We start from the raw sequence: 19,424 nt of genomic DNA, 5'->3' as shown, positions 1-19,424 counted from the left end.
TTTTAATTCTTTCTCCTTGGGAATCATAATTAGAATAATGAGTGGTTTTATTCTTCTAATATACTGACTTTCAAGGAGATTAGAAAATTAATTAATGAGATAATTAACTGAATAATAACATTTTAACAAGCGAAAAGGTAGAAGATTGTCAACTGCTGATTCGCATTATTAATAATTCATTCCGAAATTCCAAAGTGGAATAATATTCCCGTATCCGGTTTCTATATCATCTTTTACAATGTATCCTTCTTTGGCTCCGGTTATTTGTTGTTGTCCTTTGTTTTTTCCGCCTATTTCAAATGTTCTTTCTCCTATTTGGAAATCTGAGATTTTGGAAGATATAATATCCTGTTTAACTCGCATTTGGTTATAAAAAAATGTTTCGCGGATATTACCGATATTGGAATTTTCTCCTCCTAATGCATAAATGAGATTAGTATTATCAAGATATATTTTTTCTACTTTGCCCAGACCTCTGACCCCGCCTGTGTCATCGCGAACTTGAGCTATCATCCCCGCTTTCTCGATATAAAGTAAGTAATCGCTTAAATAATTACGACTAACTCCAATGATGTCAGCAAGTTTTTGCATGACAGGCTTAAATGGAACGCTTTTGGCAATAATCATCAACAGTTGTTTCAATTTACGTCCTGTGGAGACATTCATATTAGCATATTGAGGTATGTCATTTTCCATAGTCTGGTTGATTACTTGGTTCAACTCGATTTCAAAAGTGATATCTTTGCTAAACGGGTAATAGCCGTGTTGTATATATTCAGCGAATAGCGGAAGTGGATGTGCTATTCCCGGAATTTCAACTTTATGTTCCAGTATCTCTTCTAATGTGTAGACTGGTACATGAATTTGATGGAACATACTTAAATATTCTCTGAAAGACAGCCCTTGTATTTCATAGATGGGGGCACGTCTGCTTAAATCTGCCGTTCCTTTATAAATATCCAAAATAGAGGAACCGGTGAAAAGAACTTGCATATCAGGATAAGAATCGAATATCTGCTTCAATTCACGAGACCAGTTAGGGTATTTGTGTATTTCATCAATAAATAGGTGCTTGCCACCTCGTTTGCTGAATTTGTCTGTTAGGTCAATCAGGGAATTATCGGCAAAGTACATATTGTCTGCTGAAACATACAATGTGTCTTTCGGATTCATGTTCTGCTTGATATGTTGAAGGAACATGGTGGTTTTACCTACTCCGCGTGGTCCAACAAGTCCGAGCATATGGCTATCCCAGTTTATTTCAGTATACTTGTATCGGATGAAATCGGTACTTGTAGCTTTAAGGAGTTTATTGAAGTTTTCGTATAATCTGTCCATGGTTGGTATATATTTATATGCAAATATACGTCAATTGCACAACAAAAGTGCAGAAAATTATAATTTTCTGCACTTTTGTTGTGCAATTGGTAAGGCTAATCAAATGAAAATGTCTTCTTGAGGGATTTAGTTGGCTCAATCCGTTAATAATTCCGCTTGTATATATAGAATATAGCTGATTATCCAAAACTCAATAAAAGAAATAATTGTATTAGTCATACTAAATTCATCTTCTGATATTAGAGCGGCGGCAGATATAACTATGATTAGAGATGCCAACATTCCCCATCCTAATTTATTTAATAGTCCGTTGAAGTGTCGGATAAATTGGACTCCAATTATGGTTGATGTAATAAGCATACCTAATATAACAAAAAGAGAGATAAGTATTCCAATGTAATCTTCGTCTGCAATAGAGATTAAATCCATACATAAAATCAAAAAAGATACTACTACAGTGATTATAATATTGGTAATTAATAAGCCGCTCATGGGTTTGGTTTGTTGTTTCATCCCGATATATAAGGCGTAAGCGAATATTATATCGACCAAGCCAGACAATAAGTCAGCCACCCATTCTGGAATATAGGTTGCCCACTGCATGATTTGTAGCCATTTGTGTGGATTGGTAAGGTGGCATACTCCACTTTGATGTGACATTGAAATGAATGTTGCAATGACTCTTGTCCAAAATAGGATTAGGACAAAGTCAGAAATGGGAGTTTTTAAATGATTCACTTCTGTTTTATGATTATTTGAATCCCTTTGAAAGGACACTTCTGTAGTGGCTTGATTTTTTGTATTGGAAACTGAGTCTTCCAACCATTCTCCGCAGTGCCTGCATTTCTTTGCAGTTGCTTGTATCTCTTCGCCACAGAAAGGGCATTGTTTGGTATTGTTTATCATGTTTCAAGTTTTATTTTATTCTTATCAGTTTAATAACTCCATCTGTTGCATCGAACGACATATTGTCTCCTTTAATATTCACATTCTGGTAACAGTCTTCGTTGTTTTCGTTTTCTGAATACCAATTATAGAGATGTTCTTTCAATTCTTCTATTGATTCTTGAATGAGTGATTGCCCATAGTTTTCTTGAAAACTTTGTGCAAGAGATTCGGAAAATCTATCTGCGCCCGGGAAACTAATCCCCTCAAAAGTGACTTTCAGAGTCGACAGGTCGTAAGTGAAATAGATGTCACCGACTTCTATCTTCCATGTACCTTCAATGATACTTTTGCATTGCATATTATATTCTTGTCCGTCTTCAACTTCTCCACATTCGGTGAAGTAGGTTGTCTCTTTTAAGTCTCCTCCGGAAGTATCTCCTTTCACAGGACCAAACTCATAATAGGTTTTCTCTTTGCATCCGTTTTCTTCAACTATGCGGATGCTTTCCCATGTGCCGCATGCTTTCTTTGCCATTTCCATATCGTTGCATGAAGTGCAGAAAATACACAGAAGAGATAATAGAGTAAATGATGTAAGTAAGTCGTTATGTTTCATGATGGTAAAATTTAATGCGATATAATGTTGAGTCCGTTGGCATAGCTGATGTTATATACGAAATTGGGAGATATGTTGTGAAAGCCATCGAATACAACCTGATATTCCTTATTTCCCAAATTATGAAACTCTTCTATTTGCACTTCGTCACGGGGCAGATAATTGTCGAATATCTCAAACCATTGGTTGTTGAAAACAACTTTGTGTTCTTTAAGACACTCTATCGCTATACACCCCAAGCTATATTCGTCTAAATCACCTCCGAAGTTTCTGTTACTGTTTGCGTATGCCCGTAATAGTCGGGAGAAGTTTGAGAAATCGAATTGTTGCAATAACCATTTAAATTCGGTATTGGAGATGACAAGCAAATCGTCGTTTTCTACAAGTTCTTCGGTGAGGGTTAGCAGACCTTTTCCTTTGTATCCTTTAGTTATGGCTTGTTGCATATTGTAGCAGAAGGTATAAATGGGATAATAGCAAGAGAAATCGTGTATAATGCGTTTTTTTATTTCCGCATCGTTTTCGCTATTGATGCTTTGCCTGCTTTCTGAGTAACCTATATTGTCCAATGTATCCACTCCTGCGGTGTCTCCGTCAAGAGCCCAATCGCTGTATTGAAGTTGGGACATCGGGGAGTGGTTGGGAGATTTGAAATAGGTGAGTATAACCAGAAAGGTTACAACTATTATCGACGCATTGAGTACAATCTTGTCGGTAGAGGTCAGAGGAGTGGAGGCGTTAGCTGTATTTCCTTTTTTGCACAATAGGAAGAGCAGCCAAAAGCCACCGACTAAGGGAATGAGGACAATCAGAAACCACCATCCGCTTTTCCCGATATCGTGCAAGCGACGTATGCCGATGGCGAGTGAAGGAATGGTGAGAGCCAGCGAGACGATTGTGAATAGCCAACCATAGCCGAGGCTTTCTCCAAATAGTTGGAAGTCGATTCCCAATAGGATGTCTATGCATGATGCGGCAATAGCTATGGCGCTGTAGAACAGGATGTAAAGCCAATACTGCTTTCTTGTGGTCGTTCCGCTAAAGTCGGCATATTGCTTGCATACGACACGAGTGAAATTGTGGGATAAGAAAGAGGTCGGCGGGGGTTCTTGGTTCTCGCTGCTTGTGGTTTTCGGCTGTTCTTTCGCTATCGTGGTGCGATGTGACAAAGGTATTGCTTTAGGCGTTAGCGACTCATGGCAATAAGGACAAGATACACTGTCTTCTTCTATTTGTTCGGCGCAAACAGGGCAGGCAACCATTTTCTTAGTTACCGTTTGCTTTTCTTCCAACCATTCACCGCAGTATTTGCATTTTTTGGCTACAGCCAAAATCTCTTCTCCGCAATAAGGGCATTTTTTCATTTCTTTTTCCATAATATTTTATTTCTTTTGAAGTGAAGAAATTGTATATAAAACATTTTTTTTCTCATTGACAAAGAATGCAACTTTCACGCTAAACGTTTCTTTTCCTTCATTATTACGGAACTGATAGGTGAAGTTGGTTCCATCTATTCTTTGAATGCTATATTCCCCGATTAATGGATTGTTATCAGCACGTAATTGTTCCAGATATCTTTTCCCTGCATTTATTTCCGGACTGTTACTATCCGCCATTTCTTGATATACCGTTCCGGTGAATTTGGCACCCAATTTTGTTTTAATTCTATTGTAGGTGTTCAAATCAATTTCTCCTTTGCGTAGCCTTTCTTGTGCTATACGGAGTTTGCTTGCATTGGCTATCATCTCTTTATATACAGGACTGTCAGTCGGCTCCAGTTGTTTTTTAAGTCCTAATTTCTGTTTTATGTATTCTTGGGTTTTAGGTGATTCTTTTTGTATCTCATATTTGTTATTCAGAAAATCTTGTTGACATAAAAAAGTCATCACGTCAATGCGAAAATGACGTTCTTGTTCGTCATGGTCTTTATTGTTTTTAGCCGGATGGCATACTCCTACTAATTTCCCATTCAGATAGGCATTTTGGTCTATTACTTGATATTGGGGAAATAGTGAATTTACTTGGTAATGCTCTTCTTTTGGATATGAACGGTCTATTGTTTCCCATTTTCCTTTCTTATCATGTAACCATTCCCATGTTTGGGCGGCCCGAATTAAATATAAAGAGTCAGCTGTTCTTTCTTGTACTATTCTTGCGGCATCATTGACCTTTTGGATGGAGTCTGCACTTTTTTGCTCTAACTCTTTCTTGCTAATAGCATTTTCTATTTCTACTTTGATTTTCTCGAATTCTTTTGATTTGGCTTTTAAACTTTCCATTGATTCACCTAAGTAAATAGTTGGAAATTTATATTTGAAATCTTCTAATTTATGTATTTTGCAGATTCTTAGAAGTGAATCTCTCGTATTTTGTAATTTTTGAGAGAATACTTCTGTCTTGTTTTTCTTTGCCTTAACGAATTTCGATAAGTCTACTATTTGTGCGCTTGTCTTACACACTCCTGTACAGAGGAATATGCATATTAATAGAAACTTTTCCATATTTACCAGTATCTTAACCAAAACTCGTTAAACAAATCGCTTTCCGAATCTTGCTGTTCATAATCATTTAAATCTCCTAAGCAGAATGGGGTATATCCGTTCTTTTTACATTCGTTTGTCAGTATATCCGGTATTTCATCCAAGGCGGTGACTAGTATATAATGCCTTTTAGCATCAGGCATATATTCTTCACATACTTGGTCGAAAATGGCCTTGTATCTTTCTAATTGATTATGGTGAGTCGGTGTATATGCTTTGTTCTCAATCAAAACAGCATGAAAGTCTTCTTTTCCATTACATGTAATCCGTATGTTTGCCCATAGGTCAATGTATCTCCATTGTTTCCAAGTTTCGACGGAGATGACTTGTACGTCGTCTGTCATTGCAACACCAATCAGTTTGCCGAGAATCTTTCTACAATATTGATAAAGGACAGGTTTTTCTTCACTGTATTGCTGCGTAGATCTACGTAAGGTCCATGAAAGAATAAAGTCTATCATGGTTTCTTTTTGGGAATCTCCTTCGGAGGAATCTTTCATTAGTAATGATACTTTTTCCATATTTATATAGTTTGAAATTAATGTATGGGTACAAAAAAGAGCGTAAACTAACTTTTATCCTTATTTATTCGCTTAGGCTCTCGCATTGCCTGAATCTCAATAAGGTAAAAGCAGTCCACGCCCTACTCGGGTGTGAACGCTACTTTAACCTACTATCCTTGAGATTCATTTTAAATTTGCGAGATTTAAGCGAATGGGATAATACGTTTTAACGTTCAATCAATATGTCTGAAAATCTTTGTTCTCTGGTAAGCACTCAATTAAGGGCATACCCTTTAATTTGGGCACTGTTGAAGTGCCCAAACTGAGTTTCGTTAAAAAATCGTTTTCAATTTAGCATTCACTTGTAGACAAAGAAATCTTACCGGGTACCATATTAACATAGTCCCTGCACCCGTTAAAGATTTTTTTGAAGAAAGTTCCGATAAAATTCCAAACGGAACTACCGTGAAGCTTCACTGTACTAATTACACTATGGTAGGTTGCCGCCATCTCAGCACCGGCATCACTGCCGTAGTGCAGGGAATTGTTTCGCTGAGTAGTCAGCTTTCGGATGGTTCGCTCAGCCAGATTATTATCTATGGGGAATTCCCCGGCTTTTAAATAGGCAAAGATCTCATCCCAAAAGTGATTCAGATAGTTTAAGGCTTCCGTGTAATATTGACTCCGGTATTCTGAATCGGTGGCCAACTCACCGTCTAAACGACTACGGATCCTTATCAATATTTCTTTCGTTGCTAAACTTTGCCGCTCCTTCAATCGTTCTTCAGGAGTAAGACGGGCTTCATCATACTTACGCTCGTTTCTAAAAAGCTCTTTCAAATCCGCGGCAAATAAGGCCGCATGATCTTCTTTTCCTTGATTGGAAGCTTTGACGAATTTATTGCAGGCGTGAGACATACAAACCTGATGTACCGTAGCCTTGAATTGTGCTGATTTCAACTCATTGCCTATAAATACGTATGCATTGTAGCCGTCTGACATGATACTTTTCAACTCTGAATCTCCTAGAAAATCGGTAAGGACATCACGACTGCGAGAACCTTTTTCATAGAAGAAAATAGCAACCTTCTCGGACTTGTTTACGAGTACCCAGATATAACACTTCTTGTAGTGGTCATACTTGCGAACTTTGCACCACGTCTCATCACAGTTCACGATGGAATCCTTCTCTAATGCGACAGACTTCAAAACACAGACCAACTCATCCAAGTACGTCTTCCCCTTCTTCAACCAATTGCGTAAAGTATTGGGAGAGATGCTCATACCCATATCGGTAACCCATTGGTGAAGAAGACCGAAAGTCACATTCTTCACATAAACCTCATAAGCGATTGCCTGTAGGAATTCAGGAGTGCCCTTCGTTCCTTCAAACTTTGTAACAACCTCAGGATGACCTTCACATGGGAAATAGCCCCATTGGGGGTTCAGACCGGGAGCCGCATAATGAACCATTTCAAAACGTTCCTCGATCAGGCTGGTCTTCAAGCTAAACACCTGAACTGATTTCCTTTCGATTATACGTCCGGGGACTTTTGACAAATCTGAGGGATGGATAATCGGATCACCGGCCAACCCCATTCTGCTATACTCATCCGGGCGATGGGACAAGTCACGTTCCTGCTTGGGGGATTGAGGCACATCATGGGACAGGTTATTATCAACAGAGCCGGTACGGAGTGTACCGCGGGTTCCATCAAAACCTTCTTTTTCATCCTCACGGTCAGGAGCCGGGTTTTCCGGTTCACCGGATTGCATCTTTTTCCTGACCTTCTGCCGTCTATCGCCAAAACGTTCTTGTTTGGCATAGTCGAGTTGCTCTTGAAGTGTCTTTGCTTTACGCTCTGCGGTTTTTCGTTTTTTACGCTCCTCGGACAACTGATCCTTCAGTGCCTGCTGCTGCTCCAGCTGTGAACGTTGCAAAGCTTCAAATGAAGACATACGTTCTTCCAGAACCTTTTGTTTAGCAACGAAATCTTCAAGGACAAGCTCCATTGCTTTCTCCGTCAAAATATGTTCCTGGTTCTGCTCAGCCAAGTATTGAATATACCGGTCTTTTTGATCATCTGACATACCTTCACTATAATTTATAGGAGTACGTGAGTAGGTTTCCCTTTTCAACAACTCCTTTTTGGATTCTATGATATGTTGCAGTTCGATCATTCCAAAGCCTTTGATTTACAGACATAAAGGTACTAAAATAATCATAAAACCGCAAATATATAAACATGATAATTATCTGACTTTCAATATTTTAACTATCGGATTCTCTAATATCAAAACTACGTCTTTCCAGTCTATCCTATACACTTTATCAGCCCCTTTTCGTTCCACTTTCAGAAACTGATAGCCGGAGACAAACTTCTTTTCAAACAAACGGTATGAACGACTGTCAAAAGCAAACATTCGGACGATTCTACGGTTACGAGACATGACTATGAATACATCGCCATCACTTGGCTCTCTATGAAGCTGCTCACGAATGATAGACAACACACGACTGTGCTTGCAGCGCATATCTGTAAAGTCACGGACATAATAGAAATGATTCAGACCGGTAACACTCAACATAATCCCTCCAACTTCTCTACCATACGAACTAAGTCCTGATAGCTTAAATTCTTCTGAGTCAAATGAAGACCGTTACTTATGCGAATATCAATCCATATACGTATCGGATTAGGACTGAATTTGTTTGTTGATTGAGGTTCAACCGTTGGATTACCGTTATCCGAATCCGCCGGAAAACCTGAAACTTTCACTTCGACTACTTTCTTACGAGTGTCCTTATACCATTTTTCAAAAAGGTTATAAGGTACTTTATTCTTAACACAAAAAGATTGGAGAGATTCTCCATGAGGCAAAGCCTCCGTTTGGTACTGAAAGTAAAACCTTTCAAGATCTTCACTGCTATACATACTATTCATTTTTTGATTTGCAGCGAAGGTAGAGATTTTATTATTGAGCCTTTTTTTGAGTGCTTACTGTTCTCTGTTTCTTACTACTTGTTTTAATGGTTGTACATCGCAAAACTAAGAAACATTTTTTAGAATTGAAAGAATCTTATCAGAAAATATGACCGGACTGCTTTAATATTTACTAATGAATACTTATTTCAATACACCTATGATGATATTTAAGTAACTAATCAAAATTAAGCAGCATAATGACTAAAGTTAATATTCAGTTGTGTTCCTATCGCCGCCAAAGCCCTATTTGTGGCATAAAACAGCGATTCTGTAGTGACATAATCTTGCGGTCGGAGCCATTTCCCTTTCATAATACGCCAAAGGGTCTCCACAATGTTCAAATGAGGAGAGTATGGGGGAATGTAGAAAAGAAAAAGTCCCCGTTTTTCCCATATTGGACGCATTCGCTTTATTTTCTCATTACGGTGTACACTTGCATTGTCAAGCACAACAAATGTCTTTCTGTTGAGCTTGAAAGAGAACCTGTCGAGGAAATCCACGACTTTCTCTGCATCAACAGAATCGCAGGTGCAGAAACCTTCAAAGCGGTTATTCCTGTCAATCATACCAAAGATGTTGAGCCGTTTGGCTTTTTCGACAGGAATGTAAACGTCTTCTCCGGAAAACTGCCACCCGTAAGGGACATAGCCTTCCGTGCAGATATGAGATTCGTCACCATAGAAGAGGTCGATGGAGCCTTTTTCAAAAAGTACTTCAAGTTCTTGCAGCTTCTCGGTCTTATACGCATAGAGCTGCGGCGAGGGCTTACCCTTAGGACGTTTTCTTATACGTCTATATCTTGCGCCAATGCGGATAAAAAACGTTTGAACGTCGATTCGCTCGCTTCCTTGCCCGAAGCATTCTGCCAGGCTTCTTTGGCTGCACGCACACTCTGTCGGTCCGACTCGATGGCTTTGCGCACAGCTTCCTCGTCCGAACAGTCCATGATGGCTTTGCGACCTTGTCCCGGACGTGTATATAATCCTTGGATTCCTTGGTTTTCGAAACGTTTGACCCAACTGCCAACGGTTTGGGCGGTCATTTCCGTTTGTGCTCCCACTTGGGGCGCACTCAAGCCCTCTGCTTTGAGCAATATGGCGCGGCAACGCATACGAAAACAATGGCTTTCGCCTGTACGGAAACCGGTGGTAAGTTCCCGACGTTCGGAATCGCTCAACGTCAATTTCTTGATTTTCATTTGTCTTGCGGTTTGGTTCGAGACAAAGATAATGCAATTTCGACATATGTGAAATAATTATGAATAACTACTTATGAGATACCTTTTATCAAAATATGATGTAAGTAATGCAACATGAATTAACCGCATCGGAAAAGATAGCCCGTCTAAGAGATTTTAATAATCTGCATATTCGATATTACCGGAGGTGTGTAATGTTTGCAAAGTCTTATGTTTGCGATACTATGCAGGCGGAGGATTTTGTTTCAGAGGCAATGTTGGTATTGTGGGAACACATGGCTAGTGGAGAACCGGTGGATAACGCATTACCTTTTCTTTTTTCAGTAATTCGTAATAAAGTTCTTCATTTCCTGCGACATGAATCAGTGAAGTCTCAAGTGCACGAGCATATCGAAGGGGACACATTGCGGGAATTGCAGTTCCGTATCTCTACTTTGGAAGCTTGTGATCCGCAACTTCTCTATTCGCAGGAAGTACAAAACATACTAAAACAGTCACTGGAACAGATGAGCAAACAAACTCGTCAGGTTTTCTTTCTAAGTCGTTTTAGGGGGATGTCTAATAAGGAAATCGCACAGGAGTTAGGCATCACTGTGAAAGGAGTGGATTATCATATTTCCAAAGCTTTGAAACTGCTTCGGGTAGATTTGAAAGATTATTTGCCATTATTAGATATTTTACTCTGAACATATCTCTGCACATACGTCTTTGACGGTTTATGATAGTGTTTTTCCGGTCTTATAAGAAGATCGGATTTTTTTTGCAGAAAAATGAAGAGTCGACTAGGGAATTTAAACTTTGAGGGAACTATTATATGAAGCACCCGCTGTAGAGTACTTCATAATAAGTATGTTGAAATGAAAATTGATTTCCAGATTATACGGAATTATCTGCGGGGAGATGCTACCCAAGAAGAGAGACTGACAGTACTTCACTGGATAGAAGAAAGTGAGGATCATCGTCAGGAGTACATGGCGTTGCGTACCATTTATGATGCGTCTCTTTGTTGTGACGAGTTGGATGGGAAGAAAAGACACTTACCGGTACTTCGAAAGAGTTTTTACCGATGGGCAGGAGTGGCTGCCGTTGCGTTGTTTTGTCTGATAGGTGGCTGGATGGTGGCTTACTGGCGTATGGATACTTCCCGGATAGATTTACAGGCACGATATGTGCAAGTACCGGTAGGGCAACGCGTACAGTTATCCTTGTCAGACGGTACTAAAGTCTGGTTGAATTCCAATTCCAAGTTGGACTTTGATGAACGGTTTACGGGTACTGAACGTCGGGTAAGGTTGGATGGTGAAGCCTTTTTTGAAGTTGCTCATGAAGAAAAGAAGCCATTTATCGTAGAAACCGGATATGGAGAAATACAGGTGCTGGGGACCGTATTCAATGTTTCGGCTTATCAGAATCAAGGTGATTTTGAAGTGAAACTTTTTGAGGGTTCCGTACGTGTGAGTGACAAAGAGAAACATGTGCAACTTCAGCTTTTACCTTATGAACAGGCGATCGGAAAAGAGGGGCGTCTGGTGAAGTTAGCTATGGATAAAGAAGAAAGTGTATTGTGGGTAGATGGTATTTATTATTTCAAAAATGAAAATTACGAGACTGTTTTCCGTAAAATAGAGGAATATTATAAAATTCCATTCCGGATAGATAATCCGGAAGTGCTTCACTACCGATGTACCTGCAAATTCCGTCAGGGGGATGGCATAGATCATATTTTGAAAGTCCTGCAGAGAATAAATCCGTTCGAATATCGATGGGATGAGAATAATGAGACAATTACTATCTATTAAATAATAACCTTAATATTAATACTTATGAAGCCAAAAACACCTACTTAAATTCTTCTGAAAAAGAAAGCCGGACAGTGAGGAAGCACTGTCCGGCAGGAAAGTCGTGCAGCCGTCGGTAAACGGTTGTCAATAGTGAATTTATTGCATAACACAACTTATGAGCTACAAAAATATGAAAAAGAATTTATTTAGTTTCCTTTGTGTAGTTTTCTTTTTGTTTTCTTCGTCCGGATTTGCTCAAAATAAACAGGTGACTATCAGTAAAAAGCAAGTTCCGTTGAGCAGAATCTTTTCGGATATAGAAAAACAGACTTCTTATTTATTTGTATATGATGAAACAAAGATCGATGTGAAACGACGGGTATCTGTTAATGCTAGTGCAAAACCTGTGTCACAGGTCTTGAATCTTTTGTTTAAGGGCACAGCGGTTGTTTATCATCTTGAGGGGAATAATATCGTGTTGATGAATAAACCTGTCCAGTCAGAGAAAAAGCAAACGATGCGTGGAAAGGTGATAACCATTGAAAATGAACCTATAATAGGTGCAAGCATCAAGCTTGCCGGAACTGCGCAAGGTGTCATTACGGATATGGACGGAAATTTTATTTTGAAGGATATACGAAGTAATGAGCTGTTGGTTGTTTCCTATATCGGATATAAGACTGTCCATTTTCAGGCTTCGGACAAGCAGGATAACCGGATTGTGATGGAAGAAGATGCCAGAATGTTGGATGAGGTGGTAGTAGTGGGTTACGGAACGTTGAATAAGAAGGAAGTAACCAGTTCTATCACTTCGCTTTCAGCTGACGATATGATGAAAGGGGTAGGAGGGGCTGATATATCTAAAGCCCTGCAAGGAAAAATCGGAGGTCTGGTGATTGGCCAGACTAATAGTGTGAATGACCAACCTACGTTTCAGTTGCGTGGTATGGCATCCATTGTTGCGGGACAAGAGCCGTTGATAGTGATAGACGGTTTTCCCGGAGGTGATATACGTTCGTTGAATCAGGACGATATCAAGTCTATCGATGTCTTGAAAGATGCTTCCGCCGGTGCAATTTACGGTACCCGTGCAGCGGCTGGTGTCATTTTGATTACAACAAAAAGCGGAACCAATACAGAAGGAAAAGTAAAGCTCACCTATAGTACCGAACTTTCTAAAAAACAGGCTTATGGGAAGCCTGACGTTCTGACTGCCAATGAATATGTGGCGTATGGAGTAGGGAAAGATTACGGTGCCCGTACGGATTGGTGGAATGAATGTATTAATACAGGCAACTTTTCCCAAAAGCACAATTTATCGTTGACATTAGGCACTGCTAAAGCCAATTTATATACTTCTTTCTTTTATGAGAATCAGGAGGGATTGCCCGTCGGAGAAAGCCGTAAGGATTATGGTGGACGATTGAATGCCAAATTTATGTTGTTCGATGACTGGTTGGAAATTCGTGCGAATGTGGATTATCGTCAGGCATCACGTGTGATGCAAGGTCCCGGATTCGGACAGGCCTTGCTGAATAATCCTACACGTTCGCCATATGATGGAAATAGCCGTACCGGATACAATATCTGGACTGGGGAACCGGATGATTACAATATCATTGCCGACGCTGCTTTATATGATAATAACGGTGTGGATAAATGGTTCAAGCCGGAGGCTATTTTTAAATTGAATATTAAACCGATAAAAGGATTGTCTTATCAGCAGACAATCGGGTATGAGAATCTGCAATGGGAGGGGCATAGTTATCGTTCCATGTATCATCGGGAATCATTGGTTAACAATGAGAACGGGCATGCTAAGTTGTCATTCAATAAAAAGGATAAGCTGAACTCGGAAGGGTATTTCTCTTATAATAATGAATGGGAGAGCGGTCATAGACTGAACGCAGTTGCCGGATATTCTTTCTATCAATATAACGGAGAAGAATTTGAAATGGAAAATGGCAATTTCTCTGTCGACGGAATTAAATATTGGGATATAGGAAAAGGGTCTTATCTGAATGACGGCAAAGCAAGTATGCGTTCGGACAAGGCTATAACAGAGCGTTTGTTTGCACTTTTTGCCCGTGCTAATTATTCATACAAAGACCGTTACATGCTTTCTGCCACGATTCGGCACGAGGGTTCTTCCAAGTTTGGTCCTAACAACCGTTGGGGTAACTTTTGGGCGGTTTCTGCCGGTTGGAGTCTGGGTAATGAAAAGTTTATGGAAAAGTTTGACTGGTTGGATGAATTGAAATTACGTTTCGGTTATGGTGTGACGGGTAACAATAACTTTGACGCTGCTTATTCCGGAAAATTTATCAGTGCCGACGAAAACCGTTGGTTGTTGCCTAACGGTAATTGGATGTACACTTATGGACGTTCGGAAGATGTAAACTCTCATTTAGGGTGGGAAGAAAAGGCGGAATGGAACATGGGGCTTGATTTTTCTTTTTTCAACCGGCGTCTATATGGTAAGGTAGATGTATTTCGTCGTAAGATTTCCAATATGCTGTTCTATGTGCAGGTGCCGCAACCTCCGTTTATTCGCGGATACCAATGGCAGAATATCGGTGAAATGGAAAACAAAGGTTGGGAGATTGAATTAGGGGGAGACATTATTCGTAGTCGTCATTTCATTTGGAATACCCATTTGAATATGAGCCATAGTTCCAGTAAGGTGCTGACGATGGACGGAAGTAATACGCGGTGGGACGGTGGGCTGCTCCCTGGTCCGAATACGCCGGGAAAGGCTATTATTCTCGAAGCAGGAAGTACAGTGGGGCAGTTTTATATGTATAAGTTTGCCGGTTTTTCCAGAGAGGGTGAGTTTATGCTTTACAACAAAGCGGGAGAGAAGATTACTGCCGGTGAGAAAGTGGACGGTGACCGTCGACTGATGGGTAATTTTACTCCTAAAGTAATGTTGGGGTGGAGCCATAATTTATCTTATAAGAATTTTGATCTGGGCATCAGTATGCATGGTTGGATTCGTTTCGATGTGTACAATACCTACACGATGACTTTGGGAATTCCCAAGCGTAATGGAGAAATGAATGTTCTGAAAGACGCGTATGGAAAGTTTGATCATATAAAAGGAGAAAAACTGATGTCCGATTATTATTTGGAAGATGGTAGTTTCTGGAAAATTGATGCCATAACTCTGGGTTATACTTTGCCGTTGAAAAAATATATCAAGTATGTGGATCGTTTGAGGGTGTACGGAACGGTGGGGAATGTCTGTACATTTACGAAGTATGAAGGAAGAGATCCTGAAGTCGGTATCACCGGCTATGATGGAGGTATAGATGACTATACGAAGGCATATCCGCTGGTGCGCACGTATACATTGGGTATTCAGTTGAACTTCTAAAAACTATGGAACAATGAAAAACAATATAATAAATACGATCTTGGCCGGTGTTTTCGGCTTAGTGTTTGTGACTTCGTGTAATATAGAACCGACTTATTATTCGCAAGTAGCCCCCGATACTTATTTCGATTCGAAAGAGGCTGTATGGCAACGCTTTTACCGACCGTTTACTCATGCCAGATGGGCATTTGCGCAAGACGCCAGCTATTTTAATTTTCAAGAACTGGGTACGGATGCTTTTTGCTCGCCTGTACGTGGCAGTCAGAATGCCGGACGTGGAGAAGAGTACAAGATGCATTATCATAATATACCTGCCACGAGTGGTATCAGTTATCAATGTTACGTTTCCCGCATGGCGGGAGTATCTCGTTGTTGGGCTACGCTTGACGATTTGAGTGAGGTCGATTTGGGAAAATTTGACTTTCCTGCCGGAACGCGTGAGAATTGGACAGCGCAAATGAAAGCTATGGCAGCGGCCTACTATCTGGAAGCACTTGATTTATTCGGTGGTATGCCTTTGTACGAAGAATCGGCGGAAGATGTCCGGGGGCGTTCTACCGACGTGGAGACCTTCAGATTGATAGAGCGTCTGCTGAATGAATCCATTTCCGGACTGGAGAAAAAAACGGATTTAGGCGGATATGAGCGTGGGGACATTCGGCAGGCGGCAGCGGCTGTGTGGTTGATGCGTCTCTATTTCAATGCGGAAGCCTACATTCGTGAGGCCAGATATGAAGAGGCAGCTCGAATTGCACAGGAATTATTAGACGGAAAATATGGTACGTATGATTTGGACGGAGACTGGACTGTAACTTTCGGGTTCAATAATGAATATTCCAAAGAGATTATTTGGTCTATACCGAGTGCTAGTGCGCAGTTGGAGACAGATGCCAGATATATGTGGAGTGAGCAGATGCCGGCAAACATGAAAGATTATTTGGGAGGCATTGAAAATTCGGGTAGTAATAATAAGACTTGTCTGACACCGGGTTTGGATGCTAATGGAAATGAATATGTCACAAAATTAGGTCGTCCTTTTGCAAAATTTCATAATCAGGATATTCGTAAACAGCCCTATTGTTATTTGAGCAACGGAACCTATAAGGGAATGTTTGTCTTTGGAGAATTGAAGAATCCGGGAAATAGCGGCTGGACAGTGAAAGGTACACAGGAATATAGAAATCAGACTTTGAATCTTGTCGACCAGATTGCCCGTTTATCAGAAAACGGAACGGAATCGTCTATGGAGACAGGCGAAGAAAATTCCGGTATCCGGTTGGTGAAGTTTTCGCCTCGTCCAAATGCGAACGAGGCTAGATTCCTGTTTAATCCGGATATTCCGTTGATTCGTTATGCCGAAGTTTACTATACGTTGGCTGAATGTAAGATGAGGTCAGGAGATAAAAAAGGGGCGGCAAACCTGATTAATAAGGTGCGTAAACGTTACTTTGCAGACGAAACGGACCCTGATCCGGTGACTGCGGAGAATCTGGATAAGTACCGTATGCTGGACGAATGGTTGATCGAATTCTTGGGTGAGTGCAGACGACGTACGGATTTGATTCGTTGGAATGAGTATGTAGAAGGTACCTGGTGGGATCATACGGCTGATGGCGCAAGGAATGCTCATTTAAAACGTTTTCCGATTGCTACCTCTATTTTGGATTCGAATCCTTTGTTAGAGCAGAATCCGGGTTATGAAGAATAGTTAGAGTAATAAAATAATATGAGAACGGATATGAAAAGAAAGTTTTACTCAATATTGGTTTTGGCTGTAATAATGCTGTTTGGGCAGTCATGCCGCGATAACTTATACAATGTGCGATATGAACCCGAACCGGGAGAGATTGACGGGGATATTGTTCCGACCAACTTTACACGAGGTGTAAATCTTGCCGGTTGTTTTGATGTGGGAGACCAGTCAGATGCCACGAATATCTGGCATGTACATACCAATGCGGAGTCTTTCGCGAATCTTCGTACACTGGGATGTGACGTGGCGCGTGTTCCGATGAATCTGGACCGTTTTGTTAAGAAAGGAGCGAAGAACTATGAATTGCAGGACGAATTCTGGGTAAAGTTGGATGACTTGCTGGATAATGGTGAAAATAACGGCATTACGGTAATAATTGACAATCATGCATGGAACCTGACCTCGAAATATCCGGAAGATCATGCGGAAGGATTTATGAAGAGTGTGTGGCGGCAGATTGCAGACCACTGTAAGAACCGTTCGGAGAAGGTAGTATATGAACTGAAAAATGAACCGGACGGATCATGGTGGAGAGAGCATTGGCCGGAATTGCAGGGAGAACTGATAAAAGTGATCCGCGAAGTAGACCCGCATCATGCCATTATTGTGGCGCCGGCTCCCTATCATTATTTGAACGAATTACCCGAATATGAGGATGAAAATCTGATTTATACGACTCACTTTTATGCTCCGTTTATCTTCACCCATCAGGGAGCGGGATGGAATGGACTTGAAAAGACGGGTGGACAGGTCACCTTCCCCTATGACTCTTCCAAGCCCATTGATCCCTCTTTGGTAAGCCGTGATGACTATAAAAAACAGATCGCTTCATATCCTTATGATGGTACGGTGGAAGCGGTAAAGGCTGAACTGGATAAAGAACTGAATATGGCCAGACGGCGTAATGCCAGATTATTTGTCGGAGAATTCGGTACAATGGGATTTACGGGCATGAGCAATGAAGAACGCTGTTTGTGGCATCAGGTAGTGCGTGAGCATTTGGAAAAAAATAATGTATCTTGGACGGTGTGGAGTTATGCCACTTCTTTCGGCATATTTAATACGGAAAATGCGAATATTAACTTTAACCGTGATTTGAATCTGGATATGGTAAAAGCATTGGGATTGACGATTCCTCCCAGTTACGGTGGAGAAGGTGAAGATGAATCCGACTATCAGACATTGCTGATCTATGATGATAACTGGGGGGCGAAAATGAATCCGATTGTTCCGTCACCGGGAAATTGGGAACATTTGACTATCCCTTGGACGGAACGCCCGGCAAATGGTACGAATTGTATCAAGTGGAATGTTGGAGGTGCCTGGAGTTACTGCGTATTTGGTTTTAAAGACGGTTGCGAGAATTTGGCGGGATTTGATCTGAAAAAGACTTCACTCCGTTTTAAATTCCGGGCGAAGATGGATGATCCGGATAAGTTGTATTTCGGTATTTGGTTTGTGAATAACAAGGATAAGTTCAGTAAGGAGGAAGACAAGCACAATTGGGTGAAAGAATATGGGTTTAATAAGAATACGGCACTTCCTGACGGAGAATGGCACGAAGTACGTATTCCATTGGAAGAATTTACATACCGTATGGCAGAAGATGCAAATATTGAATCCGAAGGACATTTTACTTGGCAGAAGATAAAAGAAATACAATTTTCTACCTTCTTTAGCGATGCGTCCGCAGGGACCGATTTCTATCTGGATGACATCCGTATTGTGGGACCGGCGACTGACGAACCGGAGCCCGAACCGGAACCCGAACCGGAGCCGGAAGGGAATGTGTTCAATATCTGGACAGATCAGGAAGACAACGGTGTGAATGCGGAGAACGTTGACGGAAATGGAGTAGCTGTCGTCAGTGACAATCCGGCAGCAGGCGATAAATGCCTGAAATGGACATTCCTTAACTCCGGAGAATATACAGCTTATAATTGCTTTATTTTTGAGAATAGAAGTGCCGATCTTAGTGAATATAATATTGAAAAGACGACACTCGACTTTTATATAAAGATAGAAGTCGATACGGAAGTCAATTCGTGGGAGTTGTTCTCAATTCAATTCTTAAGTCCGCAAAACGATTCATGGATGGCAGAGAGGCTTGTCTACCGGAGTACCACCTATGGTGGCAGTGATTATCTGAAGTTCTCTGCAGATAACACTTGGCATAAGGTATCCATTCCGTTGAGTGAATTTTCGAAGAATGGAAGTTTTGACTGGAGTGAAGTAAAGCAACTCTCTTTCACTAATCACAAATATCATGCTACGGCAGGTACAATCATTTATTTGGATGACATCAAGCTTGTAGAAAAGAAATGATGTTCTTGTATAGGATTGAGAACTGGTATTAGTTGAATATAATGAGAGGCAGGGAAGCCATTATCGTTTGTTGAGAGTGAAAAATGGTTTCCCGCTTTATCATCATTAGCCGATTATGT

The 19,424-nt window shown here is 40.7% G+C and carries 16 protein-coding genes; 5 read left to right on the top strand and 11 right to left on the bottom strand.

The features are described 5' to 3' along the window. Positions 1-168: 168 nt before the first annotated feature. The 11 genes from CJF29_RS18140 to CJF29_RS18090 form a co-directional block, all read right to left on the bottom strand. The gene (locus CJF29_RS18140; RefSeq protein ID WP_099147447.1) at positions 169-1,338 is read right to left on the bottom strand and encodes an ATP-binding protein; all 1,170 of its coding nucleotides are present in this window, start codon (positions 1,336-1,338) and stop codon (positions 169-171) included. A 135-nt stretch (positions 1,339-1,473) separates the two neighbouring features. Continuing rightward, a complete protein-coding gene (locus CJF29_RS18135) occupies positions 1,474-2,244 on the bottom strand; it encodes a zinc ribbon domain-containing protein (protein ID WP_099147446.1) in 771 nt (256 codons plus the stop codon). Between the two features lie 10 nt (positions 2,245-2,254). Further along, positions 2,255-2,842, bottom strand: a complete 588-nt coding sequence (locus tag CJF29_RS18130; RefSeq protein WP_099147445.1) for a hypothetical protein — start codon at positions 2,840-2,842, stop codon at positions 2,255-2,257. 11 nt (positions 2,843-2,853) lie between these two features. Beyond that, a complete protein-coding gene (locus CJF29_RS18125; protein WP_099147444.1) occupies positions 2,854-4,218 on the bottom strand; it encodes a zinc-ribbon domain-containing protein in 1,365 nt (454 codons plus the stop codon). A gap of 6 nt (positions 4,219-4,224) precedes the next feature. Then, complete coding sequence (locus CJF29_RS18120; RefSeq protein ID WP_099147443.1) at positions 4,225-5,343, bottom strand: hypothetical protein; 1,119 nt, start codon at positions 5,341-5,343, stop codon at positions 4,225-4,227. 2 nt (positions 5,344-5,345) lie between these two features. Continuing rightward, positions 5,346-5,903 carry a PD-(D/E)XK nuclease family protein gene (locus CJF29_RS18115; RefSeq protein ID WP_099147442.1) on the bottom strand — a complete coding sequence of 186 codons (558 nt, stop codon included), beginning with the start codon at positions 5,901-5,903 and terminating at the stop codon, positions 5,346-5,348. Between the two features lie 333 nt (positions 5,904-6,236). Further along, a complete protein-coding gene (gene tnpC / locus CJF29_RS18110) occupies positions 6,237-8,066 on the bottom strand; it encodes an IS66 family transposase (protein WP_195448853.1) in 1,830 nt (609 codons plus the stop codon). Between the two features lie 72 nt (positions 8,067-8,138). After that, complete coding sequence (tnpB, locus tag CJF29_RS18105; protein WP_099147663.1) at positions 8,139-8,474, bottom strand: IS66 family insertion sequence element accessory protein TnpB; 336 nt, start codon at positions 8,472-8,474, stop codon at positions 8,139-8,141. Then, positions 8,468-8,821 carry a hypothetical protein gene (locus tag CJF29_RS18100; RefSeq protein ID WP_099147662.1) on the bottom strand — a complete coding sequence of 118 codons (354 nt, stop codon included), beginning with the start codon at positions 8,819-8,821 and terminating at the stop codon, positions 8,468-8,470. Before CJF29_RS18100 ends, tnpB begins: the two co-directional genes overlap by 7 nt. A 236-nt stretch (positions 8,822-9,057) precedes the next feature. Next, complete coding sequence (locus CJF29_RS18095) at positions 9,058-9,687, bottom strand: IS630 family transposase (RefSeq protein ID WP_255299464.1); 630 nt, start codon at positions 9,685-9,687, stop codon at positions 9,058-9,060. Continuing rightward, positions 9,657-10,070 (bottom strand): helix-turn-helix domain-containing protein, encoded by a 414-nt coding sequence (locus tag CJF29_RS18090; protein WP_099147678.1) that lies wholly within the window; start codon positions 10,068-10,070, stop codon positions 9,657-9,659. Before CJF29_RS18090 ends, CJF29_RS18095 begins: the two co-directional genes overlap by 31 nt. Positions 10,071-10,177: 107 nt before the next feature. On the opposite strand from CJF29_RS18090, the gene CJF29_RS18085 reads away from it, so the two are divergent. From CJF29_RS18085 to CJF29_RS18065, 5 genes are all read left to right on the top strand, one after another. Beyond that, positions 10,178-10,756, top strand: coding sequence for an RNA polymerase sigma-70 factor (locus CJF29_RS18085; protein ID WP_099146554.1), 579 nt, complete (start codon positions 10,178-10,180; stop codon positions 10,754-10,756). Positions 10,757-10,927: 171 nt separating this feature from the next. After that, positions 10,928-11,869, top strand: a complete 942-nt coding sequence (locus tag CJF29_RS18080; protein WP_099146555.1) for a FecR family protein — start codon at positions 10,928-10,930, stop codon at positions 11,867-11,869. A 172-nt stretch (positions 11,870-12,041) separates the two neighbouring features. Next, positions 12,042-15,227 carry a SusC/RagA family TonB-linked outer membrane protein gene (locus CJF29_RS18075; protein ID WP_176553130.1) on the top strand — a complete coding sequence of 1,062 codons (3,186 nt, stop codon included), beginning with the start codon at positions 12,042-12,044 and terminating at the stop codon, positions 15,225-15,227. A 13-nt stretch (positions 15,228-15,240) separates the two neighbouring features. Then, positions 15,241-16,935 (top strand): RagB/SusD family nutrient uptake outer membrane protein, encoded by a 1,695-nt coding sequence (locus CJF29_RS18070; RefSeq protein ID WP_099146557.1) that lies wholly within the window; start codon positions 15,241-15,243, stop codon positions 16,933-16,935. A gap of 30 nt (positions 16,936-16,965) precedes the next feature. Next, a complete protein-coding gene (locus CJF29_RS18065; RefSeq protein WP_176553131.1) occupies positions 16,966-19,305 on the top strand; it encodes a glycoside hydrolase family 5 protein in 2,340 nt (779 codons plus the stop codon). Positions 19,306-19,424 lie beyond the last annotated feature (119 nt).

The sequence above is a fragment of the Bacteroides celer genome (assembly GCF_002632415.2).
Lineage (GTDB): Bacteria > Bacteroidota > Bacteroidia > Bacteroidales > Bacteroidaceae > Bacteroides.
Note: the sequence above shows the minus strand (reverse complement) of the source record. Positions and strands in the feature narration are given on the sequence as shown.